The 19,886-nt window shown below is 72.4% G+C and carries 18 protein-coding genes; 6 read left to right on the forward strand and 12 right to left on the reverse strand.

Features of this window, described 5'->3' with window-relative positions; all coding sequences use genetic code 11:
* The 6 genes from AC31A1_RS24445 to AC31A1_RS24470 all read right to left on the reverse strand — a co-directional run.
* Nucleotides 1-578, reverse strand: a 578-nt coding sequence (locus AC31A1_RS24445; protein WP_489655389.1) for a hypothetical protein, incomplete at its 3' end; no start/stop codon positions are given.
* A 290-nt stretch (nt 579-868) separates the two neighbouring features.
* Nucleotides 869-1,666 (reverse strand): type III pantothenate kinase, encoded by a 798-nt coding sequence (locus tag AC31A1_RS24450; protein WP_489655374.1) that lies wholly within the window; start codon nt 1,664-1,666, stop codon nt 869-871.
* A gap of 2 nt (nt 1,667-1,668) precedes the next feature.
* A complete protein-coding gene (gene nadC, locus AC31A1_RS24455; RefSeq protein WP_489655375.1) occupies nt 1,669-2,646 on the reverse strand; it encodes a carboxylating nicotinate-nucleotide diphosphorylase in 978 nt (325 codons plus the stop codon).
* Between the two features lie 5 nt (nt 2,647-2,651).
* Nucleotides 2,652-4,370, reverse strand: a complete 1,719-nt coding sequence (locus tag AC31A1_RS24460) for an L-aspartate oxidase (RefSeq protein WP_489655376.1) — start codon at nt 4,368-4,370, stop codon at nt 2,652-2,654.
* The gene (panC, locus tag AC31A1_RS24465) at nt 4,367-5,374 is read right to left on the reverse strand and encodes a pantoate--beta-alanine ligase (protein WP_489655377.1); all 1,008 of its coding nucleotides are present in this window, start codon (nt 5,372-5,374) and stop codon (nt 4,367-4,369) included. The genes AC31A1_RS24460 and panC overlap by 4 nt, the downstream gene beginning before the upstream one ends.
* Complete coding sequence (locus AC31A1_RS24470) at nt 5,371-6,291, reverse strand: Rossmann-like and DUF2520 domain-containing protein (RefSeq protein ID WP_489655378.1); 921 nt, start codon at nt 6,289-6,291, stop codon at nt 5,371-5,373. The genes panC and AC31A1_RS24470 overlap by 4 nt, the downstream gene beginning before the upstream one ends.
* Before the next feature lie 185 nt (nt 6,292-6,476).
* Between AC31A1_RS24470 and AC31A1_RS24475 the strand changes: the two genes are divergently transcribed.
* Nucleotides 6,477-7,697, forward strand: a complete 1,221-nt coding sequence (locus tag AC31A1_RS24475; protein ID WP_489655379.1) for a threonine aldolase family protein — start codon at nt 6,477-6,479, stop codon at nt 7,695-7,697.
* Here the strand turns inward: AC31A1_RS24475 and AC31A1_RS24480 are convergent.
* The gene (locus AC31A1_RS24480) at nt 7,694-7,888 is read right to left on the reverse strand and encodes a hypothetical protein (protein ID WP_489655380.1); all 195 of its coding nucleotides are present in this window, start codon (nt 7,886-7,888) and stop codon (nt 7,694-7,696) included. The genes AC31A1_RS24475 and AC31A1_RS24480 overlap by 4 nt on opposite strands.
* 98 nt (nt 7,889-7,986) lie before the next feature.
* On the opposite strand from AC31A1_RS24480, the gene AC31A1_RS24485 reads away from it, so the two are divergent.
* Nucleotides 7,987-9,099, forward strand: coding sequence for a DUF5937 family protein (locus AC31A1_RS24485; RefSeq protein WP_489655381.1), 1,113 nt, complete (start codon nt 7,987-7,989; stop codon nt 9,097-9,099).
* A 61-nt stretch (nt 9,100-9,160) separates the two neighbouring features.
* Here AC31A1_RS24485 and AC31A1_RS24490 read toward each other — a convergent pair whose 3' ends face one another.
* Nucleotides 9,161-9,832, reverse strand: a complete 672-nt coding sequence (locus AC31A1_RS24490) for a response regulator (RefSeq protein WP_403983330.1) — start codon at nt 9,830-9,832, stop codon at nt 9,161-9,163.
* Nucleotides 9,833-9,930: 98 nt separating this feature from the next.
* On the reverse strand, nt 9,931-11,136 hold the full coding sequence (locus AC31A1_RS24495; protein ID WP_489655382.1) for a sensor histidine kinase: 1,206 nt from the start codon (nt 11,134-11,136) through the stop codon (nt 9,931-9,933).
* Between the two features lie 118 nt (nt 11,137-11,254).
* Between AC31A1_RS24495 and AC31A1_RS24500 the strand changes: the two genes are divergently transcribed.
* A complete protein-coding gene (locus AC31A1_RS24500; RefSeq protein ID WP_489655383.1) occupies nt 11,255-12,286 on the forward strand; it encodes an SAM-dependent methyltransferase in 1,032 nt (343 codons plus the stop codon).
* 30 nt (nt 12,287-12,316) lie between these two features.
* Here the strand turns inward: AC31A1_RS24500 and AC31A1_RS24505 are convergent, their stop codons facing one another.
* Nucleotides 12,317-13,468: an NADH-quinone oxidoreductase subunit D gene (locus AC31A1_RS24505; protein WP_489655384.1), complete on the reverse strand. Its 1,152-nt coding sequence runs from the start codon at nt 13,466-13,468 to the stop codon at nt 12,317-12,319.
* A 31-nt stretch (nt 13,469-13,499) separates the two neighbouring features.
* Here AC31A1_RS24505 and AC31A1_RS24510 point away from each other — a divergent pair, with 31 nt between their 5' ends.
* On the forward strand, nt 13,500-14,000 hold the full coding sequence (locus AC31A1_RS24510) for a PH domain-containing protein (protein WP_405973413.1): 501 nt from the start codon (nt 13,500-13,502) through the stop codon (nt 13,998-14,000).
* The gene (locus tag AC31A1_RS24515) at nt 13,997-15,352 is read left to right on the forward strand and encodes a PH domain-containing protein (protein WP_489655385.1); all 1,356 of its coding nucleotides are present in this window, start codon (nt 13,997-13,999) and stop codon (nt 15,350-15,352) included. The genes AC31A1_RS24510 and AC31A1_RS24515 overlap by 4 nt, the downstream gene beginning before the upstream one ends.
* Before the next feature lie 7 nt (nt 15,353-15,359).
* On the opposite strand, the gene AC31A1_RS24520 is transcribed toward AC31A1_RS24515, so the two are convergent.
* Both AC31A1_RS24520 and AC31A1_RS24525 read right to left on the reverse strand, forming a co-directional pair.
* Complete coding sequence (locus tag AC31A1_RS24520; RefSeq protein ID WP_489655386.1) at nt 15,360-16,706, reverse strand: hypothetical protein; 1,347 nt, start codon at nt 16,704-16,706, stop codon at nt 15,360-15,362.
* An 88-nt stretch (nt 16,707-16,794) separates the two neighbouring features.
* Nucleotides 16,795-17,931 carry an alpha/beta hydrolase gene (locus tag AC31A1_RS24525; protein ID WP_489655387.1) on the reverse strand — a complete coding sequence of 379 codons (1,137 nt, stop codon included), beginning with the start codon at nt 17,929-17,931 and terminating at the stop codon, nt 16,795-16,797.
* A 226-nt stretch (nt 17,932-18,157) separates the two neighbouring features.
* Between AC31A1_RS24525 and AC31A1_RS24530 the strand changes: the two genes are divergently transcribed.
* Nucleotides 18,158-19,886: phosphatidylglycerol lysyltransferase domain-containing protein (locus tag AC31A1_RS24530; RefSeq protein ID WP_489655388.1), on the forward strand; the 1,729-nt coding region annotated here is incomplete at its 3' end.

The raw sequence follows: 19,886 nt of genomic DNA on the forward strand, positions 1-19,886 counted from the left end.
GGTCGGGACGGCTTCGGCGCCGCGGGCGCGGGCGTCGGCACGGGCCGCTCGCCGGGCCGCTCCACGGGCTTGCGTACGGGCTCCTTGGCGTCCCCCCCGGCCGGTTGGCCGTCGGTGGCGCGAAGGCCGCCGGAGAGGCCTCCAGGGAGCGCCAGGAGGCGGGTGCGCGAGGCGGGGACGGTCGGGGCGGCGGTCCTGGCGGTCGTACGGCGGGCCAGGCGCGCGCGTACGTCCTGTTCGGCGAGGGTGAGGCAGCGGTCCAGGAGGGCTGCCGCGGAGGGGTTCCCGCGCAGCGCTCTCAGCGCGGAGAGGTCGTCGACGTCCGGGCGGTACCCGGCGCCGAGCGCCTCCTCCAGGAGGGTGAGGTAGCCGGCGGTGGTGCCGGGCAGGGCGGCGCGGTACCGGGAGAGGTCGGCGACCAGGAAGGCGCGCAGTCGGACTCCCTCGCGTACCGCCTCGTCGAGCGATTCGGCGAGCCGGAGACAGTCCTGGACGTCCTCGGCCGAGGCGGTTCGGGGCTGGAGGGCGAGGGCGAGGGCGCGACGGAGCACACGCAGCTCCTCCGCACCGAACGCCATGCCGCCGCGGGATCCGTATGGCGTGGGCATGTGCCGACGATACGCGCTAATCAGACAAATTCGACATAGGGGGCGGGTGTGGCGCGGGGTTTTCGCCCGAGACGGACGGCGATGGCGCTACCGCGCGCGGGGCAGGCGCACTGCGCCCCGGCACGACGGCTCCGTCGGGCGCGACAGCACCCGGTGGGCACAAGTGGCGCCGGCACCTCGTGGGCGCGCCTGAGCGACGCCGACGGCGGCGGGGCGCCGCCCGGCGGCAGGGAGCCTCGTCCCGCACCCCGGCGCCAGGGTCACATCCGCGACACGTTCCGCTCGTACACCAGCCGCAGGCCGATCAGGGTCAGCCAGGGCTCGTGCTCGTCGATGACCGAGGCCTCGCCCAGGACCATCGGGGCAAGGCCGCCGGTCGCGATGACGGTGACGTCCTCCGGGTCGTCGGCCAGTTCCTTGGCCATCCGGGTGACGACCCCGTCGACCTGGCCGGCGAAGCCGTAGACGATGCCCGACTGCATCGCCTCGACGGTGTTCTTGCCGATCACGCTCCGCGGCCTGGCCACCTCGATCTTGCGCAGTTGGGCGCCCTTGACGCCGAGGGCCTCGACCGAGATCTCGATGCCGGGGGCGATGACACCGCCGATGTACTCCCCGCGCGCGGAGACCGCGTCGAACGTGGTCGCCGTACCGAAGTCGACGACGATCGCCGGGCCGCCGTAGAGCTCGACCGCGGCGACCGAGTTGATGATGCGGTCCGCGCCGACCTCCTTGGGGTTGTCGGTGAGGATCGGGACGCCGGTCTTGACGCCCGGTTCGACGAGGATGGCGGGGACATCGCCGTAGTAGCGGCGGGTGACCTCGCGCAGTTCGTGCAGGACGGACGGGACGGTGGCGCAGATCGCGATGCCGTCGATGCCGTCGCCCAGCTCCTCTCCGAGGAGCGGGTGCATGCCCATGAGGCCCTGGAGGAGGACGGCGAGTTCGTCGGCCGTGCGGCGCGCGTCCGTGGAGATGCGCCAGTGCTCGATGATCTCCTCGCCGTCGAACAGGCCCAGGACGGTGTGCGTGTTGCCCACATCGATCGTGAGGAGCATGACTACTGCGCCTCACGGAGGTCGAGGCCGATGTCCAGGATCGGCGCGGAGTGGGTCAGGGCGCCTACGGCGAGGTAGTCCACCCCGGTGTCGGCGTACACCTTGGCGTTGTCCAGGGTGAGCCGGCCCGAGGCCTCCAGGGCGGCGCGGCCGTGGACGATGCCGACGGCCTCCGCGCACTCCCCGGGCGTGAAGTTGTCCAGCAGGATCAGATCGGCGCCGGCGTCCAGGACGTCGCGGAGCTGGTGCAGGGTGTCGACCTCGACCTCGATCGGCACGTCCGGGAAGGCCTCCCGCACGGCCTTGAAGGCCTGGGCGACGCCACCCGCGGCGACCACGTGGTTGTCCTTGACGAGGGCCGCGTCCGAGAGGGACATGCGGTGGTTGACGCCACCGCCGCAGCGGACCGCGTACTTCTCCAGGGAGCGCAGGCCGGGCGTCGTCTTGCGGGTGTCGCGGACCTTCGCCTTCGTGCCGTCCAGGGCGTCGGCCCACGCGCGCGTGGCGGTCGCGATGCCGGAGAGGCGGCACAGGAGGTTGAGCGCGCTGCGCTCGGCGGTCAGCAGGTCACGCGTGCGCGTGGTGACCGACAGGAGCTTCTGTCCGGCCTCCACGCGGTCGCCGTCCTCGACGTGCCGCTCGACCTCGAACTCGTCGGTGCAGACCACGGAGACCACCGCTTCGGCGACCCGCAGGCCCGCCACGACACCGGCCTCACGCGCGGTGAAGTCGGCGGTGGCGACCGCCTCTTCGGGGATGGTCGCCACGGTCGTCACGTCGACGCCGCCGGCCAGGTCCTCCTGGATGGCGACGTTGGCGATGTCCTCGACCTCCAAGGGGTCGAGTCCGGCGTCCGCCAGGAGCTCGGCGAGCGCGGGATCAAGTCCGCACTCCATGTACTCGGCATCTTCGCCCGCGCCACAGGCACAGCCGTCGCCGCAGCCACCGCTGTCGGCGAGGGGAAGATCGTGGGTGCTCACTTCTGTCACTGCTCCTGGGGACGGTGCTGCCGGGTCGGGGGGAAGTCTGCGGTGTCCGTGGTGTGTACGGCCAGCGTGCGGTCCGGATTCAGCCGTACGACGATGTGGCGGCGCCATGCGGTGTCGTCACGGTCGGCGTGGTCCTCGCGCCAGTGGCAGCCCCGGGTCTCCTCGCGCCGGGCGGCGGCGGTGACCAGGACGCGGGCGACGCACAGGAGGTTGGTGGCCTCCCAGGTGTCGACGCCGGGCTCGGCGGTCTTGCCGTTCTCGTCGAGCGCGTCACGGGCGTCGCTGTGCAGCTGCTGAAGCTGTCCGGCGGCCGTGGCGAGGGAGTCGGCGGAGCGCAGGACGCCCGCACCCTCGGTCATGATCCGCTGGACCGCGAACCGGGCCTCCGGGGCCAGCAGCGGGTGCGCGGGCTTCTGGGGGTGCGTGACCGGCTCGGGCACACGCGCGTGAAGGGCGTCCTCGGCCTGGTTCCCGGTGATGTCGGCGACGATCCGCTCGGCGTAGACGAGGCCTTCGAGGAGGGAGTTGGAGGCAAGCCGGTTCGCGCCGTGCACGCCGGTGCAGGCGACCTCGCCGCACGCGTACAGGCCCGGGACGGTCGTCCGGCCCCGGGAGTCGGTGCGGACGCCGCCGGAGGCGTAGTGGGCGGCCGGGGCGACCGGGACGGGCTCCGTGACCGGGTCGATGCCGTGGCTGCGGCAGGCGGCGAGGATCGTCGGGAAGCGGTGCTCCCACATGTCGGCGCCGAAGTGCCGGGCGTCCAGGAACATGTGCTCGGCGTCCTGCTCCTGCATGCGCCGCATGATGCCCTTGGCGACGATGTCCCGGGGCGCGAGCTCGGCCAGTTCGTGCTGGCCCACCATGAAGCGCACGCCGTCGGCGTCGACCAGGTGGGCGCCCTCGCCACGCACCGCCTCGGAGACGAGGGGCTGCTGGCCCTCCGCGTCCGCGCCGAGGAACAGCACGGTGGGGTGGAACTGCACGAACTCCAGGTCGGAGACCTCGGCACCCGCGCGGAGGGCGAGTGCGACCCCGTCGCCGGTCGACACGGACGGGTTGGTGGTCGCCGAGAAGACCTGCCCCATGCCGCCGGTCGCGAGGACCACGGCGGGCGCGTGCACGGCGCCCACACCGTCGTGCTGGCCCTCGCCCATGACGTGCAGGGTGACGCCCGCGGTACGGCCGTCGGCGTCCGTCAGGAGGTCCAGGACGAGCGCGTTCTCGATCGTGCGCAGGCCACGCGCGTGTACGGCCTCGACGAGCGCCCTGGAGACCTCCGCGCCGGTCGCGTCGCCGCCCGCGTGCGCGATACGGCGCCGGTGGTGACCGCCCTCGCGGGCCAGCTCCAGTCCTCCTTCGGAGGACTCGTCGAAGTGGGCGCCGGTCTCGATGAGCCGCCGTACGGCGTCGGGGCCCTCGGTGACGAGGATCCGTACGGCCTCCTCGTCGCACAGGCCCGCGCCGGCCACCAGGGTGTCGTCCAGGTGCTGTTCGGGGGTGTCGCCCTCCCCGAGGGCCGCGGCGATGCCGCCCTGGGCCCAGCGGGTGGAGCCGTCGTCGAGGCGGGCCTTGGTGACGACGACCGTCCGCAGCCCGGCCGCCTCGCAGCGCAGGGCCGCGGTCAGGCCGGCCACTCCGGAGCCGACGACCACGACGTCCGCGTCGATGGACCACCCGGGGGCGGGTGCGTGCAGTCGTATGCCTGTGCTGGTCACGAGGCGGCTCCGAGGGTTCCGAAAGCGAGTGGGATGTTGTCGATCAGCCGGGTCGTCCCGACCCGGGCGGCGACGGCGAGGACGGCCTCCCCGGTGAAGTCCTCGTCCACGTCCGTGAAGTCGGAGGGGTCGACCAGGGCGAGGTAGTCCAGGGCGAGCGGCGGGTCCAGGCGGGCGGCGTCGTCGAGGACCAGGCGGGCGGCCGCGCGGACGGAGGCCGGGTTGCCGGGGCCGGGGGCCGCCTTGGCGACGGCGTGCGCGTCGGCCGCCGCGCGGGACTCCCCTATGGCGCTGAGCGCCGCGGCACGCGCGTGCGTGGCGGGCACCTCACGGGCCCGCGCCCGGAGCGCCTCCTGGGCGGCGTGCCGGTCGCGGCCCGCGAACAGGGCCTGGGAGAGGGCGAGCGCGGTGCGCCGCTCCCGGGGGGACAGATAGCGGTTGCGGCTGGACAGGGCCAGGCCGTCGGCCTCGCGGACGGTCGGCACGCCGACGATCTCCATGCCGAAGTTCAGGTCGCGGACCATCCGGCGGATCAGGGCGAGCTGCTGGGCGTCCTTCTGGCCGAACAGGGCGACGTCGGGGCGCGTGAGGTGCAGCAGCTTGGCGACGACGGTGAGCATGCCGTCGAAGTGACCGGGGCGGACCGCGCCCTCCAGGCGTTCGCCCATGGGGCCCGCCGAGATGCGGACCTGGGGTTCGCCGCCGGGGTAGACCTCGTCCACGGAGGGCGCGAACACCACGTCGGCGCCCGCCAGTTCGGCGATCTTGAGGTCGGCGTCCAGGGTGCGCGGATAGCGGTCGAGGTCCTCGCCCTTGCCGAACTGCAGCGGGTTCACGAAGACGGTGACCACGACCTCGCCGTCCGGTCCGGCGATCTCGCGCGCGGTGCGGACCAGAGTGGCGTGGCCCTCGTGCAGGGCGCCCATCGTCATCACGACGGCACGACGGGCCGCACGCGTGCGTGCGTGCAGTTCCTCGGCGGTGCGCAGCAGGGTGGCGGTCATCCGGCATCTCCCTCGGTGCCGTTGGCGAGCACCCCAAGGAGGTCCTCGGCGAGCTCCGGCTTGAGCAGCCCGTGGGCCAGGGCCCGGTCGGCGGTCGCGCGGGCCATCGCCAGATAGCCGGCGACGGTCTGCGGTGCGTGCTTGCGCAACTCGGTGACATGCGCGGCGACCGTGCCCGCGTCCCCGCGCGCGACGGGGCCGGTGAGCGCCGCGTCGCCGGAGCGCAGGGCGTTGTCCAGGGCGGCGCCGAGCAGCGGGCCGAGCATCCGGTCGGGGGCCTCGACGCCGGCCGTGCGCAGCAGCTCCATGGACTCGGCGACCAGGGTCACCAGGTGGTTGGCGCCCAGCGCGAGGGCCGCGTGGTAGAGCGGGCGGCTCTCCTCGGCGATCCACTCGGGCTCGCCGCCCATCTCGATCACCAGGGCCTCGGCGGCCAGCCGCAGCTCCTCGGGCGCGGTGACCCCGAAGGAGCACCCGGCGAGCCGCTGGACGTCCACCGCGGTGCCCGTGAAGGTCATCGCGGGGTGCAGGGCCAGCGGCAGCGCGCCGACCCGCAGAGCGGGGTCCAGGACCCGCGCGCCGTACCGCCCGGAAGTGTGCACGAGGAGCTGCCCCGGGCGTACGGCCCCGGTGTCGGCGAGGCCCTCCACGAGCCCGGGCAGGGCGTCGTCCGGGACGGTCAGCAGCACCAGGTCGGAGCGCTCCAGGACCTGCGCGGGCGTGACGACCGGCACGTCCGGGAGCATCAGCGCCGCCCGTCGCCTGGACTCGTCGGACACCCCGGAGACGGCCACCGGGCGGTGCCCGGCCAGCTGGAGCGAGGCGGCCAGCGCGGGTCCCACCCGGCCGGCGCCGACGACCCCGACGGCGAGCCGCGCGGGGCGGTCCTTGGGCTCTGGTTGTTGGAATGTACTCACGCGACGGCGGCCTTCCCGTTCCAGTCCGCTCCGGGTACCGGACGATTTCTCGTCATGTTAACGCGATCGGTTCGGGGGAGGTCCGGTTGTCCACAGGCTGTGGGCGGTCGCACAGCCGTGCCGTACGGGAAAGCCTGGGGAAATCCGGGTGCTTCCGCGGACCCGCGCCAGGCATCATCCGGAGCATGAGCGATACGGCGGAACAGGGCGTGGATCAGGCGGAGCAGGGCGAGCGGGGAGCGGAGCCGGCAACGGACGAGGAACGCGACCTGGCGCGCCGCGAACGGCGCCTCAGCGCGAACCGGAACGCGGAGCGCGCGCTCGCGCGGCTCGGCTTCCTGGGCACGCTCCGGGAACGGCTCGCCTTCGTACAGGAGGCGGCCGAGCTGTACGACCTGGCCGAGACGTCGGACATGTACGGCGGGGGCATAGTCGAGACCCTGGAGAAGCGGGTCGCCGAACTCCTCGGCAAGGAGGCCGCCGCCTTCTTCCCCACGGGCACCATGGCCCAGCAGGTCGCCGTGCGCTGCTGGGCGGGCCGCACCGGCAACCCGACCGTCGCCCTGCACCCGCTCGCCCACCCCGAAGTGCACGAACGGGACGCGTTCAGCCAGGTCAGCGGGCTCCGCCCGGTCCATGTGACGAGCGAACCCCGGCAGCCGACCGCCGACGAGGTGCGCGGCTTCCCGGAGCCCTTCGGGACGCTGATGCTCGAACTGCCCCTCCGGGACGCCGGTTTCGTCCTGCCCTCCTGGGAGGAACTCTCCGCCGTCGTCGAGGCAGCCCACGAACGCGACGCGGTGGTCCACTTCGACGGCGCCCGTCTCTGGGAGTCCGCCACCCACTTCGGCCGCCCGCTCGACGAGATCGCCGACCTCGCCGACAGCGTCTACGTGTCGTTCTACAAGTCCCTCGACGCCCTCGGCGGCGCCGCGCTCGCCGGCCCGAAGACCCTCATCGACGAGGCGAAGACCTGGCGGCACCGCTACGGCGGCACGGTCTTCCAGCAGTTCCCCACCGCGCTGACGGCCCTCGCGGGCCTGGACCGGGAACTCCCCCGGCTCCCCGCGTACGTGGCCCACGCGCGCGTGGTCGCCGAGGCGCTGCGCGAGGGGTTCGCGGCGGCCGGGGTGCCCTGGATGCGCGTCCACCCCGAGCAGCCGCACACGAACGAGTTCCAGGTCTGGCTGCCGTACGACCTCGACACCGTCACGGAGGCCGCGATCCGGCAGGCCGAGGAGACGAAGACCTCCCTCTTCTCCAACTACTGGGACGCGAAGGGCCCGGGCCTGGCGGTCACCGAGGTCTACGTGCGCGCCGCCGCCCTGGAGTGGACGGCCGACGACGTGAAGGCGGCGGTCGCGGACTTCGTGGTCCGTCTGAAGGAGGAGACGGCCGCCCGCTAGGAGACCAGGCGGCCCAGAGCCCGCTGTAGCCGGCCATGAGCCGGGCGTTCCGCGACGACCGCGCGGAACTGCCGGTAGCCGCGCAGTTCGCGGGCGGTCCGCCAGTCGTGGGTGCCGGGCGGGGGCGGCGGGGTCTCGCCGAGCCGCTGGGCGCGGTAGGTGTCGAGGAGGTACTGCTGGGTGATGCTCATGTCTCCAGGCTGCGCAGCCGCACGGTGACTGTCGCGTCGATTGACGGGCGCCGTCAAACGAGGGGGCGTTGTCAGTGGCGGGGTGCACGATTGAGGACATGAGCGTGCACATCGACATCACCGGGCTGCGGCCGGAGCGGATCACCTTCGCGCCCTCACCCCTGGGCGAGCTGTGCATGGCGCTGCACGCGATGTCCGAGCCGGGGCACCACCCGGGCCTCCAGGGCTGGGTCACCGGTGTCACCGCCCGGCTCGATCCGCATCTGGCCGACCGGATGTGCGAGGCGGACTTCCTGTGGCGGTCGACGTTCTCGGACCTGTTCCTGCCGTACGCGGGCATCCCGGGCCGCAGCACGCTCCCCGGGGCCACGCTCGCCGAGGAGCTGGATCTGCTGGACAAGCTCACCGACGAGCAGTTCGTGGACGCGGCCATGGAGTTCACCACCTGCGCGATCTCCTACGGCACGGGCGGACCCGGCCCGCTCACCGACGCCGGGATCCGGCGGCGCGCCCTGGAGCAGGCGGCCGCGCGCGGACCGCATCAACTGGCGTTCACCGAGCGGCTGTTCGCCGACCCGCCGCGGACCAGGGCCTGGCTGCGGCAGTTCCTGGAGGACTGCGACGAGGCGTTCTTCGCGGAGACCTGGTCCCGGACGCACCACCAACTCGTGGCCGACGCCCGCCACAAGACGGACCTCCTGCGCCACAAGGGCCTCGCCGAGGCACTGACGTCGATGTCCACCGCGGTGACCCTCGACGAGAGCGCCACCCGCATCACGGTCGACAAGCTCGGCACCGGCCGTACGGCCACCCAGGACGGCGGCCTCCTCCTGGTGCCCACGGCCCTGGGCTGGCCGCACCTGACGGTCCTGTACCGGTACGGCTGGCAGCCCGTCGTGCACTACCCCGTGCACAACACCCCGAAGATCGCCACGCCGACCTCCCTGGAGCAGCTGACCCTGCGGATGACCGCCCTGTCCCACCCGGTCCGCATGCGCCTGTGCCGCAGCCTGGCCCGCAGCGCGTTCACCACCGGCGAGCTGACCCAGGTGCACGGCATGACCGCCCCCGAGATATCCCGCCACCTCGGCGTCCTGAAGAAGGCCGGCCTGATCACCACCCGCCGCCGCGGCCGCTACGTCCTGCACCAGCTGGACGTCACGATGGTGGCCCGCCTGGGCAGCGACTTCCTGGAGGGCATCCTCAGGTAGGCGGCACCGCACGGACAGCGGTCCCGTAGAGCCGTATCACCGCAGATCGCCGGCGGCCTCCTCAGCCGTGGCCGCCCGCCCGCACCAGCCCCGTCTCGTACGCCAGGACGACGACCTGCACCCGGTCCCGCAGGCCGAGCTTGGTGAGGATGCGGCCGACGTGGGTCTTCACGGTCGCCTCGGACAGCACCAGGCGGGCCGCGATCTCGCCGTTCGACAGGCCCTGGGCGACGAGGATCATGACCTCGCGCTCGCGCTCGGTGAGCCGCTCCAGCTCCTTGCGCTGGGGCTCCTTGCCGGTGGCGGGCAGCATCGGGGCGAAGCGGTCCAGGAGGCGCCGGGTCGTCGAGGGCGCCACCACGGCGTCCCCGCTGTGCACGGAGCGGATCGCGGTGAGGAGTTCGCCGGGCGGCACGTCCTTGAGCATGAAGCCGGAGGCGCCGGCCTTCAGCCCGGAGAAGGCGTACTCGTCGAGGTCGAAGGTGGTCAGGATCAGCACCTTCGGCGGGTTCTCGCCCTGGCAGATGCGGCGGGTGGTCTCCACCCCGTCCAGCTTCGGCATACGGACGTCCATCAGCACCACGTCGACCGCGGTCGCGGCGAGCACCTGAAGGGCCTCGACGCCGTCGCCCGCCTCGGCGACGACCTCCATGTCCGGCTGGGCGGCGAGCACCATCCGGAACCCGGTGCGCAGCAGCACCTGGTCGTCGACGAGCATCACGCGGATCGCCATCGGGTCCTCTTCCGTTCCGTCAACAGGATCGTTCAACAATGGGTTCAACAGGTCGTTCAACAATTCGTTACAGGTGTCACTGCTCGGCGTACGCCACGTCAGTGCGCGGGTTTCAGCGGCAGCAGCGCGCTGATACGGAAGCCGCCGCCGGGCCGCGGTCCCGCGTCCAGCGTCCCCCCGACCATGCCCACCCGCTCACGCATACCGATCAGACCATGCCCCTGCCCGTCGGCGCCGCCCTCCTCGTAAAGCTCGTGCGGGGCGCCCTTGCCGTCGTCCTCGACGAGCAGCCCGAGTCCGTCGTCGAAGTAGACCAGCCGCACGCTGGCCCCCGTGTTCGGGCCGCCGTGCTTGCGGGTGTTGGTGAGCGCCTCCTGCACGATCCGGTAGGCGGTCAGCTCGACGCCGCTGGGCAGCGGGCGCGGGGTGCCCTCGACCTTGAAGTCGACGGGCAGTCCGGACGTACGGCACTGCTCGACCAGGTCGTCGATCTGCTCGACGTCCGGCTGCGGCACGTACTCGCCGGCCTCCTTGTGCTCGCCGGTGCGCAGCACGCCCAGCAGGCGGCGCATCTCGGCGAGGGCCTGGCGGCCGGTGGAGGAAATCGTCTCCAGGGCCTTCTTCGCCTGGTCCGGCGCGGAGTCGAGGACGTAGGCGGCGCCGTCGGCCTGGACCACCATCACCGACACGTTGTGCGCGACCACGTCGTGGAGCTCGCGCGCGATCCGGGCGCGCTCGGCGGCGACCGCGACCTTGGCCTGCGCCTCGCGCTCCTTCTCCAGCCGGGCGGCGCGCTCCTCCAACTGCGCGAAGTACGCGCGCCGGGTGCGCATCGAGTCGCCGAGCACCCAGGCCAGCGCGAACGGCACCGTCTGGAAGATCGCCAGCGCGACCAGCCCGGCGGAACTGGTGTTCTCCTGGGGCCAGCGGATCTGCGCCAGGGTCGCCGCTGACAGACCGGATGCCAGGGCGAAGCGGGAGGCCCAGCGGGCACCGACCGCGGCGACCGTGTAGACGATCACCAGCATGGCGAAGTCGGCCACCACGGGCTCGATGTCGAGAACGAGCTGCGCGAGTCCCGTCGCCCCGGCCAGGACGAGCATCTTCTCCGGCCAGCGGCGGCGCAGCGCGATCGCCACACACATGACGGCGGACGCCGCGATCGCCCCGGCGGCCGTCCCGTGCCCGCCCGACGCGTAGCTGGTACTCGCGATGCTCACGCCGCTCAGCCCCAGCAGGAAGACAGCCCAGAAGGTGTCGACCCATGTCGGGTGTCTGCGGAGGAAGTCATAGAGGCGCTGCACGTAACCCAGCGTAGGGACGCGTGATGTGTGCGGGGGTCAACCGGAGGACCGATCCGTATACGTCCCGCGTACTCCCCAAGGTGGAGGCCCCGTTGTCCTGTGCACTTAGTCTGACCGCGTGACGGAAGACACCACGAGCCGGTGGCGCGGCTGGCGGACAGCGGCCGAGGAGGCCCTGTACGGGCCCGAGGGCTTCTACCGCAGGCCCGAGGGACCCGCCGGACACTTCCGTACATCCGTGCACGCGTCCGCGCTCTTCGCGGGCGCCGTGGCGCGACTGCTGTGCCGGGTGGACGAGGCCCTCGACAGGCCGGCCGCCCTGGACTTCGTGGACCTCGCCGCCGGCCGCGGTGAACTGGTGACCGGCGTGCTCGCCGCGCTGCCCGCCGAAGTGGCCGCACGCGTGCGTGCGTACGCCGTCGAGATCGCCGGCCGCCCCGAAGGGCTCGATCCCCGCGTCGAGTGGCTGACCGGGCCCCCGAAGGGGATCACCGGGCTGCTGTTCGCCAACGAGTGGCTGGACAACGTGCCCGTGGAGGTGGCCGAGGTGGACTCCGTCGGCGTACCGCGGCTCGTGCTCGTACGGGAAGACGGGACCGAGCGGCTCGGAGAGCCCCTCTCCGGTGCCGAGGCCGAGTGGCTCGCCCGGTGGTGGCCGCAGGCGCCCGAGGAAGGCCTGCGCGCCGAGATCGGCCTCCCCAGGGACACGGCCTGGGCGTCCGCCGTCGCCGGCGTCGACCGGGGACTCGCCGTCGCCGTCGACTACGCGCACACTCGGGACACCCGCCCCCCGTTCGGCACCCTCACCGGCTTCCGCGAGGGCCGCGAGACGGCACCCGTACCGGACGGCTCCTGCGACATCACGGCGCACGTCGCCCTGGACGCCTGCGCGGAAGCGGGCGAGACCGCCGCCCAGAAGGGGAGCGCGCTCCCCGGCGCACGCCTGCTCACCCAACGCGCCGCCCTGCGCGCCCTCGGCGTCACAGGCGCGCGCCCCCCGCTCACGCTGGCCTCCACCGACCCGACGGCGTACGTCCGCGCCCTCGCGAGCGCAGGCGAGGCAGCCGAACTCACGGCAACCGGCGGACTCGGCGACTTCAGTTGGCTCGTGCAGTCGGTTGGAATTCCGGGCCCGCTCGACGAACCCTGAACAACCCCTACTTGCCGATTACTTGTCGATTTACTTGTCGATGTCCCCGACCACGAAGAACAACGACCCCAGGATCGCCACCATGTCCGCCACCAGCGTCCCCGGCAGCAGCACGGCGAGCGCCTGGATGTTGTTGTAGGACGCCGAGCGCAGCTTCAGCCGGTACGGGGTCTTCTCGCCCTTGCTGACGAGGTAGTAGCCGTTGATGCCGAGCGGGTTCTCGGTCCACGCGTACGTGTGCCCCTCGGGCGCCTTCAGGACCTTCGGGAGCCGCTGGTTGATCGGGCCGGGCTCCAGCCCGGCGAGCCGGTCGAGGCAGGCGTCCGCGAGGTCGAGCGCGTTGTGGGTCTGCTCCAGGAGCACCTCGAAGCGGGCGAGACAGTCGCCCTCCTGGCGGGTGACGACCTTCAGGGTGTCCTGGAGTTCGCCGTACGCGAGGTACGGCTCGTCGCGCCGCAGGTCGAAGTCGACGCCCGAGGCGCGGGCGATGGGCCCGCTGACGCCGTACGCGTGCACGGCCTCCGGCGACAACTCGCCCACCCCGCGCGTGCGGCCCCGGAAGATCTCGTTGCCGAGCACCAGGTCGTCGAAGCGGTCCATCCGGGAGCGCACCGCGGAAACGGCCTCACGCGCGCGTGCCGTCCAGCCCGCAGGGACGTCCTCCTTGAGGCCGCCGACGCGGTTGAACATGTAGTGCATGCGCCCGCCGGAGACCTCCTCCATGACGTTCTGGAGCACCTCGCGCTCCCGGAACGCGTAGAACACCGGGGTGATACCGCCGAGTTCGAGGGGGTACGACCCCAGGAACATCAGGTGGTTGAGCACCCGGTTCAGCTCGGCGAGGAGGGTGCGTGTCCACACCGCGCGCGGGGGGACCTCCATGCCGAGCATGCGCTCCACCCCGAGGACCACGCCCAGCTCGTTCGAGAAGGCGGACAGCCAGTCGTGGCGGTTGGCGAGCATGATGATCTGGCGGTAGTCGCGCGCTTCGAAGAGCTTCTCGGCGCCGCGGTGCATGTAGCCGATCACCGGCTCCGCGTGCTGGATGCGCTCGCCGTCCAGGACGAGCCGCAGGCGCAGCACACCGTGTGTGGAGGGGTGCTGGGGGCCGATGTTGAGCACCATGTCGGTGCTCTCCGCGGCGCCGCCGATCCCGACCATGGTCTCCGTCGTGGGAGTCATGGGCACAGTCTCTCGTACGTACGCTTGCGGCATGGAAACGGGGACTGCCGCCCAGGACGGCGCGGCGCGCGAGCCGGTGTGGACCGGGCTGCCGCCGGGGCTGCTGAAGATGCGACGCCTGTTGCTGGTGGTGTGGCTGGGGCTGCTGGCCGTGGCCCTGGGTGTGCCGCTGGGCCTGTTCGCCGGCCCGGGGTGGGCGGCGTTCGCGCTGCTGCCGCTCGCCCTGATGGCGTGGGGCTGGGTGCTGCTGGGCCGCAACTGGCGCTCCTGGAGGTACGCCGAGCGCGCCGACGACCTGCTGATCACCCGGGGCGTGCTGTGGCACCACGAGACGATCGTGCCGTACGGGCGGATGCAGCTCGTGGAGGTGACCTCGGGGCCCGTGGAGCGGCACTTCGGGCTGGCCAGCGTGCAGTTGCACACGGCTGCCGCGGCGACCGACGCGACCATCCCGGGGCTCGTCCCGGCGGAGGCCGAGCGGCTGCGCGACCGGCTCACCGAGCTGGGCGAGGCCCGATCGGCGGGGCTGTGACGACGCCGGGCGCCGACAAGGACGTACCCGAAGCGACCGAGGTCGTACGGGAGCAAGTTCCGGTCGTGGAGCGGCGGTTGCATCCGGTGACGCCGTTGCGGCGGGCGTGGGCGCCGGTCGCCGTGATCATCGGGTGGGCGGTGCACGACCCCAGCCAGGCGCAGGAGCAGCTGACCCGGCTGACCACGGTCACGCTGCTCATCGGGCTCGCCGTGTTCGTCCCGGCCGCCGCCCTGTACGGCTTCCTGACCTGGTGGTTCACGCACTTCGCGGTGACCGACACCGAACTGCGCATCCGCACCGGCCTGTTGTTCCGGCGCACCGCGCACATCCGGCTGGAACGTATCCAGGCCGTCGATGTGACACAGCCCCTCCTCGCGCGCGTGGCGGGCGTCGCCAAGCTGAAGCTGGACGTCGTGGGGACCGACAAGAAGGACGAACTCGCCTTCCTGGGCGAGGGCGAGGCGCGGGCGCTGCGGGCCGAACTCCTCGCGCGGGCGGCCGGGTTCGCGCCCGAGACCGCGCACGAGGTAGGCGAGGCACCCGCGCGCCAACTGCTGCACGTACCGGCCGGGGTCCTCGCGGTGTCCCTGGTGCTGACCGGCGCCACCTGGGGGTCGCTGGCCGCCGCACTCGTCGTACCGCCGCTGCTGTGGTTCGCCACCCACAGTGTGTGGACGGTTCTCGCGACCGCGCTGCCGCTGCTGGGCGCGGCGGGCGCGAGCAGTGTGGGGCGGTTCGTCGGGGAGTACGACTGGACGCTGGGCGAGTCCCCGGACGGGCTGCGCATCGACCACGGGCTGCTGGACCGCACGCACGAGACCGTGCCGCCGGGGCGCGTGCAGACCGTGCGGATCGTGGAGCCGCTGCTGTGGCGGCGGCGCGGCTGGGTGCGGGTCGAGCTGGACGTGGCCGGTTCGTCCAACTCCGTGCTGGTGCCGGTCGCCCCGCGCGAGATCGCCGAGGCGGTCGTCGCGCGCGTGCTGCCCGGCGTGACCGTGCCGCCGCGCGAGGCACTGTCCCGCCCACCGCGGCGGGCGGGCCGGTGCATGCCCCTGTGGTGGCGCGGCTACAGCCTCGCGGTCACCGACACGGTGTTCGCGGCCCGGCACGGCCTGCTCCGCCGGAGCCTGGCGCTGGTGCCGCACGCCAAGGTGCAGAGCGTACGGCTGAGCCAGGGGCCCTGGGAGCGCCTCTGGCGGCTTGCCGAGGTGCACGTGGACACCGGGGCCAACAAGACCGTCACAGCGCGCCTGCGGGACGCTGAGGAGGCCGCGGAGCTGCTCCGCGGCCAGGCCGAGCGGTCACGGACGGGCCGCAGGGACGCGCGCCCGGACCGCTGGATGGCCTGAGGGTCGGTCAGGAAGCCGCGCTGCGCAGCCCGTCGAGGTTGATCTGCTCGGTCTCGTCGTGGGCCGTCAGGTCGATGACCTGGCCGACGCCGACATCGCGCGACCGCTCGTCGGCCGGCTTGAACTGCGCCTCCGCCTCGGCCTTGTGCACGGCGAGGGCCTCCTCGCCCACGACGTCGGCGAGGTCCTGGTTCTGCGCGGCGTCCATCGCGGAGGACGTCGCGCCCTTCTGCATACCGAAGAAGTCGAAGCCCCCCTCGACCATCGGGCGCCGTACGGGGGACGCCGGTACGACCGCCACCGCGGTCGGCACGGTGAAGTGACCGGACGGCTGTGCGGACGGGGCGAGTTGGGCGGGCTGTGCGGACTGCGCGGCCGGGGGAACGGCGGCCGCGTGCTCATGCCCGTCGACCGCCTCGGGCTTCCCCTCCGCCTCGTCCTCCTGCGCGGCCTCCGACTCGGTACCGCCGCTGTCGGCCGGCACCGGGGCGGGCTCGGCCCGCGCGGAGTCGTCGTCCTTCGGTGCGAGGTCCTTCGCCGCGGGGTCGCTCGGCGCGGAGTCCTTCGGCGCGGGCGCCGGGGTCTCGGTGTCCTCGTCGAGCCGGACCAGCGCCGCCTTGGCGCGCAGGAACAGCTTGGACCCCTCCGGGGAGAACACCGTGGGCTCCGCGGGCTTCTCCGCGGCGACCTCGGCCGCCTCCGGCTCCTCGTCCTCGGTGTCACCCTCGGCGTCGGCGTCGGTCTCGCCCTCGGCGTCCGTCTCGTCCGCGGAGTCGACCGAGGCAGCCACAGCCTCGGTGTCGTCCGTCTCGGGAACGTCGTCCTGGAGCTCCAACTCCACGTCCGCCGCGGCCTCGTCGTCGTCCGCCGGAACCGGTGGCAACGCGCGCGCGGGTTCCGCGGCCTCTATCTCCAGCAGGCGGCGGCCCTCCAGGGCGCTCGCGCGCTCGGTCTCGGCCGTGGCGTACCGGCGCAGCAGGGCCGCGTGTTCGTTGCGCAGGCCCGCCAGCTCCGTGCGCTTGGCGCGCAGCTTGTGCTCCAGCTTGACGCGGAGTTCGCGCGACTCGTCGAGGTCGGACTCAAGTTCGGCGAGCCGCTCCTCGTAGCGCCACTCGTCGCTCGTACGCGCGCGTACCAGGTCGGCCACCTGTTTGCCCGCCTGTGTGTCCCAGCGGCGCATGAACGCCGCGCCGACGAGCGCGGTCGCGGCGGCGATCGCCGCGACTATGCGGAGCGCCGCCGGCTGCGAGAAGACCCAGGGCCCGAAGGCGCAGACGAGCGACACGCCTGCGATCGCCGAGGGGGGCAACAGCCGGTGCAACGGCGGGGAATGGCGGTGACGTCCACGTGGCATGGCCAGAAACTTACCGCGCGTAGGCGAATGATGGTGCCCCGCCCGGTAAAAACACAGCCACCCCTGTTCCCTCACACCGGTTCGGCGGTCACTTCCACCAGTCGGTGAGCCGCCCGCTGATCCACTGGAGGGCCGGCGGGATCTCCCGTCGCCAGGTGTTGAAGTTGTGGCCGCCGCTGTCCAGGATGATCGACGAGATACGGGTGGGGTTCCTGGCCTTCACCTGGTCGATGAATTTCAGGGTGTCGTTGTAGTTGTGTTCCCCGATCCTGCTGCTGGTGACGAGCAGTGAGGTGTAGGGCGCGGGCCGGTGCTTGATGTACCACGACAGGTCGGCCTCGTTCCGCAGCGTCTCGTCGCCCTGGAAGAGGTTTCCCGTGGTGGCGTCGCTCGGCGCCTTGTAGTACGGCGACAGGCCCGCCGCCGCGGCGTACACCCCGGGGTGGTGCATGGCGAGTTTCAGGGCGCAGTAACCGCCCGTGGAATCGCCGATGATGCCCCAGCTCCCGGGCTTCTTGCTCACCCTGTAGTGGGCCAGTACGGCGTCGGGGAGGTCCTTGGCGAAGAACGACTCGGTCTGCGGCCCGCCCGGGACGTCCACGCACTCCGTGTCGCGCGGCGGCGCCACCGTGGGCCGCATCATCACCAGGATCATCGGTTGCATCCGACCGGCCCTGGCCAACTCCAGTGCCGTGCGCGGGTAGTTCAGCTTGTCGACGAGTGCCTTGGCGGTGCCCGGGTACCCCGTGAGGACGACCGTCGCCGGGAACGAGCGCGTGCGGTTGCGCGGCTGGAAGTACTCCGGCGGCAGGTACACGTACGCGGGGGTGGCGATGTGGGTCGTACGGCCGACTATGTCGACCCGCTGCACCTGGCCGACGCTCTGCGGCCGCGAGGAGCCGCCCGGCGCGTCCACCCGCCGGGTCTCGACCACGTGGAGCGGTCCGCCCGCGCCCTGGAGCGCCGAGTTGTCGACGACCACTCCCTGGTCGGTCTCCTTGCCGAACAGGTCGGTCCAGCTGGCGTAGAACCCGAAGGCCTGGTTGGCACCGAGGCCGACCGAGGCGAAGAGCACCAACTGCGTTGCCAGCAGCAGGCCCACGCGTCCGCTGACGGCCCGCCAGTTGCGTCTGGCCAGGCGGGGCCACAGCCATACTGTGCCGATGAACAGCAGTACGGCGCAGACGACCGCCAGTACCAGCACTTTCCTGCTCGTGAGTCCCATGAGCTGTCCCCGCCTGCGCTTTCCGCCCGCCGCGCGCACGCAAGTTTCGCGAGCGTTTGCCCTGGGCTTTCCTCTGCCTTTGAACCGGCTTTCCGGTGAGGAAGGAACCTCCTTCCCCTAGACACCGTCCTAGAGGGCGCAATGTCGCCGGATGCCCGAATCGGGCCCGGATCCAAGGTCTCTCGCAGAACTACGGGATGCGATGTCTGTCAGGATAGATGGGGAAATGTCGGGTGGGGTTCCGAGCCGTTCAGGCCGAGTCCGGCGCATAGTCCGAGGTCCGCGCCCCGAGGTCGTTCCCACGCTCGTCGCCAGGGCCTGCGCCCTCGTCGGCCTGCTGGACATCGCCGCGGGGGTGTTCCCGCGCTTCCGGCACAGCCGTATGCACACCATGGCCGAGGTGCTGCCGGGCGCGCTCGGGCCGTTCGCGGCGGCGCTCTCGCTCAGTGCCGGCGTGCTGCTGCTGCTCCTCGCGCACGGGCTCAGGCGGCGCAAGCGCCGGGCGTGGCGGGCCGCCGTCGCGCTGCTTCCGGCGGGCGCGGTGGCACAGTTCGCGTACCGGCACTCCCTCATAGGAGTCGTCATCTCGGCGGCGCTGCTCGCGCCGCTGCTGCTGCACCGGGACGAGTTCCGGGCGCTGCCCGACCCGCGCAGCCGGTGGCGCGCGCTCGCCAACTTCGTGCTCATGGGCGCCGGTTCCCTCGTCCTCGGACTGGTCATCGTCAGCGTCCACTCCAAGCGCATGGTCGGCGACCCGAGCCTGGCCGATCGGATTACGCACGTCCTGTACGGCCTGTTCGGCTTCGAGGGCCCGGTCGACTACGAGGGCAGCACCTCCTGGACGGTCGCCTTCTCACTGGGCGCCCTGGGGCTGCTCACCGCGGTGACCACGATCTACCTCGCGTTCCGCCCCGAGCACCCGGCCGCACAGCTCACCCCGGAGGACGAGACGCACCTGCGCGCCCTCCTGGAGAAGCACGGCCGGCGCGACTCGCTCGGTCACTTCGCCCTGCGCCGCGACAAGGCCGTCGTCTTCTCGCCCAGCGGCAAGGCGGCGGTGACCTACCGCGTCGTCTCCGGAGTGATGCTCGCCAGTGGTGACCCCATCGGCGACGTGGAGGCCTGGCCGGGCGCCATCGAGCGGTTCATGGACGAGGCGAAGGCCCACTCCTGGACGCCCGCCGTCATGGGCTGCTCGGAGACGGGCGGCGAGGTGTGGACCCGCGAGACCGGTCTCGACGCCCTCGAACTCGGCGACGAGGCGGTGGTCGACGTGGCGGATTTCTCGCTCGCCGGGCGAGCGATGCGCAACGTACGCCAAATGGTGAAGCGCATCGAGCGGGCCGGCTACGAAACCCGGGTACGGCGTGTACGTGACCTCGGCGAGGGCGAGTTGGAGCGGATCCGGCTCGCCGCGGAGGCCTGGCGGGGCACCGACACCGAGCGCGGCTTCTCCATGGCGCTCGGCCGCATCGGCGACCCGGAGGACGGTGACTGCTTCATCGCCACCGCCCACAAGGCCGACGAACAGCCGGGCGAGTACGGCGACTTGAAGGCGATCCTGCACTTCGTGCCCTGGGGCACCGACGGCATGTCACTGGACCTGATGCGCCGTGACCGCGCGGCGGACCCGGGGATGAACGAGCTGCTGATCGTGGCCTCCCTCCAGGCGGCACCGAAGCTCGGCATCACGCGCGTATCACTCAACTTCGCCATGTTCCGCGCGGCACTCGCGCGGGGCGAGAAGATCGGCGCGGGCCCGGTGCTGCGCGCCTGGCGCGGACTGCTCGTCTTCCTGTCCCGCTGGTTCCAGATCGAGTCCCTGTACAAGTTCAACGCGAAGTTCCAGCCCCGCTGGGAACCCCGCTTCGTCGTCTACCGCGCCTCCGGCGACCTCCCCCGCATCGGCTTCGCAGCCATGCAGGCAGAGGGCTTCGTCAACCTCGCCCTCCCCC

It is taken from the genome of Streptomyces sp. P5F9, from assembly GCF_057961495.1.

Bases quoted from the DNA above. Each gene is read 5' to 3' on its own strand.
- AC31A1_RS24505 (WP_489655384.1), bottom strand. From the start codon at position 13,468: ATGACTCCCACGACGGAGACCATGGTCGGGATCGGCGGCGCCGCGGAG.
- panC (WP_489655377.1), bottom strand. From the start codon at position 5,374: ATGACCGCCACCCTGCTGCGCACCGCCGAGGAACTGCACGCACGCACG.
- AC31A1_RS24525 (WP_489655387.1), bottom strand. From the start codon at position 17,931: ATGGGACTCACGAGCAGGAAAGTGCTGGTACTGGCGGTCGTCTGCGCC.
- AC31A1_RS24450 (WP_489655374.1), bottom strand. From the start codon at position 1,666: ATGCTCCTCACGATCGATGTGGGCAACACGCACACCGTCCTGGGCCTG.
- AC31A1_RS24475 (WP_489655379.1), top strand. From the start codon at position 6,477: ATGAGCGATACGGCGGAACAGGGCGTGGATCAGGCGGAGCAGGGCGAG.
- AC31A1_RS24480 (WP_489655380.1), bottom strand. From the start codon at position 7,888: ATGAGCATCACCCAGCAGTACCTCCTCGACACCTACCGCGCCCAGCGG.
- AC31A1_RS24520 (WP_489655386.1), bottom strand. From the start codon at position 16,706: ATGCCACGTGGACGTCACCGCCATTCCCCGCCGTTGCACCGGCTGTTG.
- AC31A1_RS24490 (WP_403983330.1), bottom strand. From the start codon at position 9,832: ATGGCGATCCGCGTGATGCTCGTCGACGACCAGGTGCTGCTGCGCACC.
- AC31A1_RS24510 (WP_405973413.1), top strand. From the start codon at position 13,500: ATGGAAACGGGGACTGCCGCCCAGGACGGCGCGGCGCGCGAGCCGGTG.
- AC31A1_RS24485 (WP_489655381.1), top strand. From the start codon at position 7,987: ATGAGCGTGCACATCGACATCACCGGGCTGCGGCCGGAGCGGATCACC.